The sequence below is a fragment of the Oryzisolibacter propanilivorax genome (assembly GCF_900103645.1).
Taxonomy (GTDB): domain Bacteria; phylum Pseudomonadota; class Gammaproteobacteria; order Burkholderiales; family Burkholderiaceae_C; genus Melaminivora; species Melaminivora propanilivorax.
The window spans coordinates 150,455-156,937 of record NZ_FNHP01000007.1; the positions used below are offsets into that span (position 1 = coordinate 150,455).

Below are 6,483 nucleotides of genomic sequence, written 5' to 3' on the forward strand. Positions count from 1 at the left end.
TGCTTCGGGCATGCACGCGCCTGCTTGAGAAATGTCAGAGCCTGGCACCTGCGGCGGCCTAAGGTGCGGCGCTCGGGTCGCGCTCTGCGAGCGCCTGACCCTCTTTACTGACCGAACAACGATTGACCGACCGCCTTGGCGGGCCACCCCACGATGGTTGCTGTTGCCGCTTCGCTGAACCCCTCCCCCACCACCGCCCCGGCCCCTGCCGCGCCCGAGCTGGTCTGCCCCGCGGGCAGCCTGCCCGCTTTGAAGGCCGCCATCGACGGCGGCGCCGACTGCGTCTATCTCGGCCTGCGCGACGCGACCAACGCGCGCAACTTCGCCGGGCTGAACTTCGACGAGGCGGCCATCCAAAGCGGCATCGCCTATGCGCACCAGCGGGGCCGCAAGGTGCTGCTGGCGCTCAACACCTATCCGCAGGCGCGCGACCCCGCGCCGTGGCGGCGCGCGCTGGACCGCGCCGCCGCCTGGGGCGTGGATGCCGTCATCCTGGCCGACCCCGGGCTGATGCGCTATGCCTGCGACCAACACCCGCAGCTGCGCCTGCACCTGTCGGTGCAGGGCTCGGCAACCAACCACGACGCGATCGCGCTGTACCACCAGCAGTTCGGCATCCAGCGCGCGGTGCTGCCGCGCGTGCTGGCGCTGGAGCAGGTGCGCCAGTTGGTGCAAAGGACGCCGGTGGAGATCGAGGTCTTCGGCTTCGGCAGCCTGTGCGTGATGGTCGAGGGGCGCTGCGCGCTGTCGTCGTACGCCACCGGCGAGTCGCCCAACACCCACGGCGTGTGCTCACCCCCGAAGGCCGTGCGCTGGCAGGAAACGCCGCAGGGCGTGCACGCGCGCCTGAACGGCGTGCTGATCGACCGCTACACGCCGGGCGAGAACGCCGGCTACCCGACCCTGTGCAAGGGCCGCTTCGACGTGGACGGCGAGAAGAACTACTACGCGCTGGAGGAGCCCACCAGCCTGAACACGCTGGAGCTGCTGCCCCAGCTGATCCGCATGGGCGTGCGCGCCTTCAAGATCGAGGGCCGCCAGCGCAGCCCCGCCTACGTGGCGCAGGTGACGCGCGTGTGGCGCGAGGCCATCGACCACTGCCTGGCGCAGGGGCACCTGTATACGCCCAAGACCGCCTGGATGGCCAGCCTGGACCAACTGGCGGAAGGCCAGCAGCACACGCTGGGGGCCTACCACCGGCCGTGGAAGTGATGCGCCGCGACCGCTCCAGCGCGCGCCGCGCTCTTATCCTCCCTCTCCCGCGTGCGGGAGAGGGCCGGGGTGAGGGGGTTTGTTTGAAGCGCAGCGCCCGAACCACCGCCCTCACCCCCCTTTCCCGCCAGCGGGAGAGGGGGCCAGGCAGCCACACCGTGCGCCCTCTTTTCCTTCTCCCTCTCCCGCGCGCGGGAAAGGGCCGGGGTGAGGGCGCTGGGCCAGGGCACTGCGCTCGAACGCACCCCTCACCGCGGCCCTCTCCCCACGGGGGAGAGGGAGCAAAACCGGCTGAAGCCCTGATGGAACAACGGCCGATTGCTATCAAAGAAACAAAGCCATGCCCTACACCTCTCCCATGAAACTGGCCCTGGGCCCGCTGCTGTACTACTGGCCGCGCGAGACCGTGTTCGAGTTCTACCAGGCGGTCGCCGAGATGCCGCTGGACATCGTGTACCTGGGCGAGGCCGTGTGCTCGCGCCGGCACGAGCTGCGCGCCGAAGACTGGCTGGACGTGGCGCGCCTGCTGCAGGACGCCGGCAAGCAGCCGGTGCTCTCGACCATGGTGCTGCTGGAGTCGGTCGCCGATGTCACCGTGATGCGCCGCATCGCCCAGCAGGGCGACTTCCTGGTCGAGGCGAACGACATGGGCGCCGTGCACCAGCTGCACCAGCGCCGCGCGCCCTTCGTCGCCGGGCCGCAGCTGAACCTGTTCAACGCCGATGCCCTGGAATGGATGGCCGGGCTGGGCGCGCAGCGCTGGGTGGCTCCGCTGGAGATGACCGGCGCCGACGTGGCCACGCTGCTGGCGCAGCGCCCGGCGGGGCTGCAGGCCGAGGTGTTCGCCTACGGCCGCATGCCGCTGGCGTTCTCGGCGCGCTGTTTCACCGCGCGGCACTACAACCTGCCCAAGGACGACTGCGGCTTTTCCTGCATCCACCATCCTGATGGGCAGCTGCTGACGACGCGCGAGGGCGAGGCCTTCCTGGTGCTCAACGGCATCCAGACGCAGTCGGCGCGCGTGCACAACCTGATCCAGGAAGTGCCCGCCCTGGCCGCCGCGGGCGTGGACATCCTGCGCCTGTCGCCGCAGTCGCAGCACATGGCGCAGGTGGTGGCCGAATTCGACGCCGCGCGCCGCGCCGCGGTACCCGACGCCGGCGCGCTGCAGCGCCTGCGCCCGCTGATGCCCGAGGCGCCGTGCAACGGCTATTGGCACGGCAAGCCGGGGCTGGAACTGGTCGAGGACGCGGCGGGCGCCTGAGGCACGGCGCGCAGCACGCTTCGCCGCCCGCGTTCTGCCGCACCCAGCTACCCGATCCCAGCCCCCTCGCCACCCCTTGTCTGTCGTCCCTCTGCCGCGCCACACCCCAGGAACCCCGCCCATGCACACCACCCCACCTGCCCCCTACACCCTGCCGCGCCCGGTCGGCGCCGCGCTGGCGCGCCTGCCTGCCTACCCCGGCTCGCGCCTGCTGGTGGCGGCCATCAACCTGGCGCTGGCGCGCCACCTGCCGGACGACGTGCGCACGCTGCTGCAGGGCAGGAAGATCTCGATCCGCGTGCGCGACGCGCGTGTGGCGTTCGACTTCACCTGGGACGGCACCCGCTTCGCCGCCAGCCGCCCGCACGCCACGCCCGACCTGGCCATCAGCGCCAACGCGCAGGACTTCGTGCTGCTGGCGCAGCGCCGCCAGGACCCGGACACGCTGTTCTTCAACCGCCGCCTGGTGATGGAGGGCGACACCGAGCTGGGCCTGCTGGTGAAGAACGCACTGGACGCGCTGGAGCTGCCGGTGCTCGATCCCGCGCACTGGACGCCGCACGCCGTGCTGGCGCGCCGCGCGCCGCGCCTGGCGCAGCGCCTGCCGCTGCCACCGCTGCCCGCCTTCCTGCGCCAGCAGCCATGACCGGCGACGCCGAGCCGGTCCCGGACGACCAACAGCCCTGCGCGGCGGCGGCCCTGCCGCTGGTCTATTCCTGCTCGGGCTGTTCCAGCGCCGCGCAGCTGGCCAACCATGTCGCGCTGCAGCTGGACCGGCGCGGCGTGGCCGAGATGTCGTGCATCGCCGGCGTCGGCGGCGACGTGCCCAAGCTGGTGAAGCTGGCGAAATCTGGCCGGCCCATCGTGGCCCTGGACGGCTGCCCGCTGGTGTGCGTGAAAAGCACCCTGGCGCGCCACGGCCTGGCGCCGGCGCGGCACTACCAGTTGCACGAATACGGTGTGAAAAAGCGCAGCCATCAGGACTTCGACCCCGCGCAGGCGCAGCAGGTATTGCAGCAGGTAGAGTCCCAGCTGCGTGCCCACCCCCTGCAGGACGAGCGATCACCATGACCCCTTCCCCCCGCCGCATCATCGTCGGCGTCTCGGGCGCCAGCGGCGCCGTCTATGGCGCGCGGCTGCTGCAGGCGCTGCGCGACGTGCCCGATGTCGAGTCGCACTTGGTGGTGTCCGGCGCCGGCTGGCGCAACCTGCGCCACGAGCTGGACATGGAGCCGCCCGAGGTGCGCGCGCTGGCCGATGTGGTGCACGAGCTGGACAACGTCGGCGCCAGCATCGCCAGCGGCTCGTTCAACGCGCACGGCATGGTGGTGGCGCCGTGCTCCATGCGCACGCTGGCGGCCATCGCCCACGGCCTGGCCGACAACCTGCTGACGCGCGCCGCCGACGTGGCGCTGAAGGAACGCCGCCGCCTGGTGCTGATGACGCGCGAGTCGCCCCTGCACCTGGTGCATCTGCGCAACATGACCACCGCCACCGAGATGGGCGCCATCGTCTGCCCGCCCATGCCGGCGTTCTACCAGCGCCCAACCAGCGTCGGCGAGATCGTCGACCACTGTGTCGGCCGCGCGCTGGACCTGCTGGGCGTGGAGCACACGCTGTCGCCGCGCTGGCAGGGCCTGCCGGCCGAGCCGGCGCTATTGAAAACATAGCCCCCATCCTTTTATCCATATGGGCTTTCAAGGATTTTGATCAAAAATCTGATATTTCCGTGCATCACTTCCTCTCCCGCACGCGGGAGAGGGCCGGGGTGAGGGCCTGCCCGAGCCGGGCGCCCCGCCCGAACCACCCCCCCTTCGCCCTCACCGCCCAGGTGAGGGAGCCTGCGCCGCATCCCCCTCCCCTCACGACCCATGCCCTACCGCGACCTGCGCGATTTCCTGGCCCAGCTGGAGGCGGACGGCGAGCTGCGCCGCATCGCTGAGCCGGTCTCGCCGCACCTGGAGATGACGGCCCTGTCCGACCGCGTGCTGCGCGCCGGCGGCCCGGCGCTGCTGTTCGAGCGCCCCACCGGCCACCACATGCCGGTGCTGACCAACCTGTTCGGCACGCCGGCGCGCGTGGCGCGCGTGGCGCGCGCCATGGGCGTACGCGAGATGACCGAAGTGCGCGCCTTCGGCGAGGTGCTGGCGCAACTGAAGGAGCCCGAGCCGCCGCGCGGCGTGCGCGAGCTGTGGCAGCGGCGCGACCTGGTGCGCTCGCTGTGGCATATGACGCCGTCCACCGTGCAGCGCCCGGCGTGCCAGCAGGTAGTGGTCGAGAGCGGCGATGTGGACCTGCACACCCTGCCGGTGCAGCACTGCTGGCCGGGCGACGTGGCGCCACTGGTCACCTGGGGCCTGACCATCACGCGCGGGCCGCACAAGCGCCGGCAGAACCTGGGCATCTACCGCCAGCAGCTGTTGTCGAAAAATGAACTTATCCTGCGCTGGCTGCCGCACCGCGGCGGCGCGCTCGACTTCGCCGAGCACTGCCGCCAGCACCCGGGCCAGCCGTATCCGGTGGCGGTGGCCATCGGCGCCGACCCGGCGACCATCCTGGGCGCGGTGACGCCGGTGCCCGATGCGCTGTCCGAGTACCAGTTCGCCGGCCTGCTGCGTGGCGCGCGCACCGAGGTGGCGGCGGCCCTTGGCGTGCCGCTGAAGGTGCCGGCGCACGCCGAGATCGTGCTGGAGGGCCACATCCTGCCCGACGCGCAGCACCCCAGCGGCTGGCAGCATGCGCTGGAGGGGCCCTACGGCGACCACACCGGCTACTACAACGAGCGCGCCGAGTTCCCGGTGCTCACCGTGCAGCGCATGACGCAGCGCGAAGGCGCGCTGTACCACAGCACCTACACCGGCAAGCCGCCGGACGAGCCGGCCATGCTGGGCCTGGCGCTGGGCGAGCTGTTCGTGCCGCTGATCCAGCGCGCCTTCCCCGAGATCCTGGACTTCCACCTGCCGCCCGAGGCCTGCAGCTACCGCATGGCGGTGGTGCGCATCAGGAAGGCCTACCCCGGCCACGCGCGGCGCGTGATGATGGGCGTATGGAGCCACCTGCGCCAGTTCCTCTACACCAAGTTCATCATCGTCGTGGACGAGGACGTGGACGCGCGCCACTGGCCCGACGTGATCTGGGCCATGACCACGCGCATGGACCCGGCGCGCGACACGCTCCTCATCGAGCACACGCCCATCGACTACCTGGACTTCGCCTCGCCCGTGGCCGGCCTAGGCAGCAAGATGGGGCTGGACGCGACCAACAAGTGGCCCGGCGAGACCCAGCGCGAGTGGGGCCGGCCGATGGCCATGAACGCTGCCGTGCAGGCGCGCATGGACGCGCTGGCCGAGGCGCTGGGTTTATAGCGTTTTCGGCCTCTGGCCCTTGCCCGGCAAACGCCACCAGCCATCAAACCTGTAGCGCCGTCAAAAGCTTTCCCAATCGTCGCCCTGGACACCGGCCGTGGCCGCGGACGCGGCCAGCGCAACGCGCGCAGACGCCGCAGTGCGCAGGGCTGCGGCACTGGGCGCTGCAGTGTGCGCCGGCGGTGCCAGCTGCACGCCAGCTACGGGCTGCAGGCCCGTCGCTGCGGCGCGCGCCGGCCGCGCGTCCTGGGCTCGCGCGCGCGCCAGCGCCGCCGTGGTGGCCACAGCTGCTGCTGTCTGGCTATCCGCCGCACCTACGTTGAACACCGCCACCACCTGCGCTAGGCGCTGCGCCTGCTCGTGCATGGCCGCCGCCGCCGCGCTGGACTGCTCGACCAGCGCCGCGTTTTGCTGCGTCATCTGGTCGAGCTGCGCCACCGCCTGGTTGACCTGGCCGATGCCATTGGCCTGTTCACTTGAGGACGCCGTGATCTCGGCAATGAGCTCGCCCACCCGGCGCACGCCCTCGACGATGCCGTGCATGCCCTGGCCGGCCTGTTCGACCTGCGCCGAGCCGGCCTGCACGCTGTCCACGCTGGCGCCGATCAGCTGCTTGATCTCCTTGGCCGCCTCGGCCGAGCG

At 71.4% G+C, this 6,483-nt stretch carries 7 protein-coding genes; 6 read left to right on the forward strand and 1 reads right to left on the reverse strand.

What is annotated here, in order from left to right; all coding sequences use genetic code 11:
- Positions 1-153: 153 nt before the first annotated feature.
- The 6 genes from ubiU to BLQ61_RS12890 all read left to right on the forward strand — a co-directional run bounded on the left by ubiU (position 154) and on the right by BLQ61_RS12890 (position 5,841).
- Positions 154-1,212 carry a ubiquinone anaerobic biosynthesis protein UbiU gene (gene ubiU, locus BLQ61_RS12865; RefSeq protein WP_091571000.1) on the forward strand — a complete coding sequence of 353 codons (1,059 nt, stop codon included), beginning with the start codon at positions 154-156 and terminating at the stop codon, positions 1,210-1,212.
- A gap of 358 nt (positions 1,213-1,570) precedes the next feature.
- A complete protein-coding gene (locus BLQ61_RS12870; RefSeq protein ID WP_091570936.1) occupies positions 1,571-2,476 on the forward strand; it encodes a U32 family peptidase in 906 nt (301 codons plus the stop codon).
- 121 nt (positions 2,477-2,597) lie between these two features.
- Complete coding sequence (gene ubiT, locus BLQ61_RS12875) at positions 2,598-3,122, forward strand: ubiquinone anaerobic biosynthesis accessory factor UbiT (RefSeq protein ID WP_091570939.1); 525 nt, start codon at positions 2,598-2,600, stop codon at positions 3,120-3,122.
- Positions 3,119-3,547, forward strand: coding sequence for a putative zinc-binding protein (locus tag BLQ61_RS12880; RefSeq protein WP_091570941.1), 429 nt, complete (start codon positions 3,119-3,121; stop codon positions 3,545-3,547). Before ubiT ends, BLQ61_RS12880 begins: the two co-directional genes overlap by 4 nt.
- Positions 3,544-4,146 carry a UbiX family flavin prenyltransferase gene (locus tag BLQ61_RS12885; RefSeq protein ID WP_091570944.1) on the forward strand — a complete coding sequence of 201 codons (603 nt, stop codon included), beginning with the start codon at positions 3,544-3,546 and terminating at the stop codon, positions 4,144-4,146. The genes BLQ61_RS12880 and BLQ61_RS12885 overlap by 4 nt, the downstream gene beginning before the upstream one ends.
- A 201-nt stretch (positions 4,147-4,347) precedes the next feature.
- Positions 4,348-5,841: a UbiD family decarboxylase gene (locus BLQ61_RS12890; protein ID WP_091570947.1), complete on the forward strand. Its 1,494-nt coding sequence runs from the start codon at positions 4,348-4,350 to the stop codon at positions 5,839-5,841.
- A 60-nt stretch (positions 5,842-5,901) separates the two neighbouring features.
- Here BLQ61_RS12890 and BLQ61_RS12895 read toward each other — a convergent pair.
- The coding region (locus BLQ61_RS12895) for a methyl-accepting chemotaxis protein (protein WP_245704047.1) at positions 5,902-6,483 on the reverse strand (582 nt) is incomplete at its 5' end.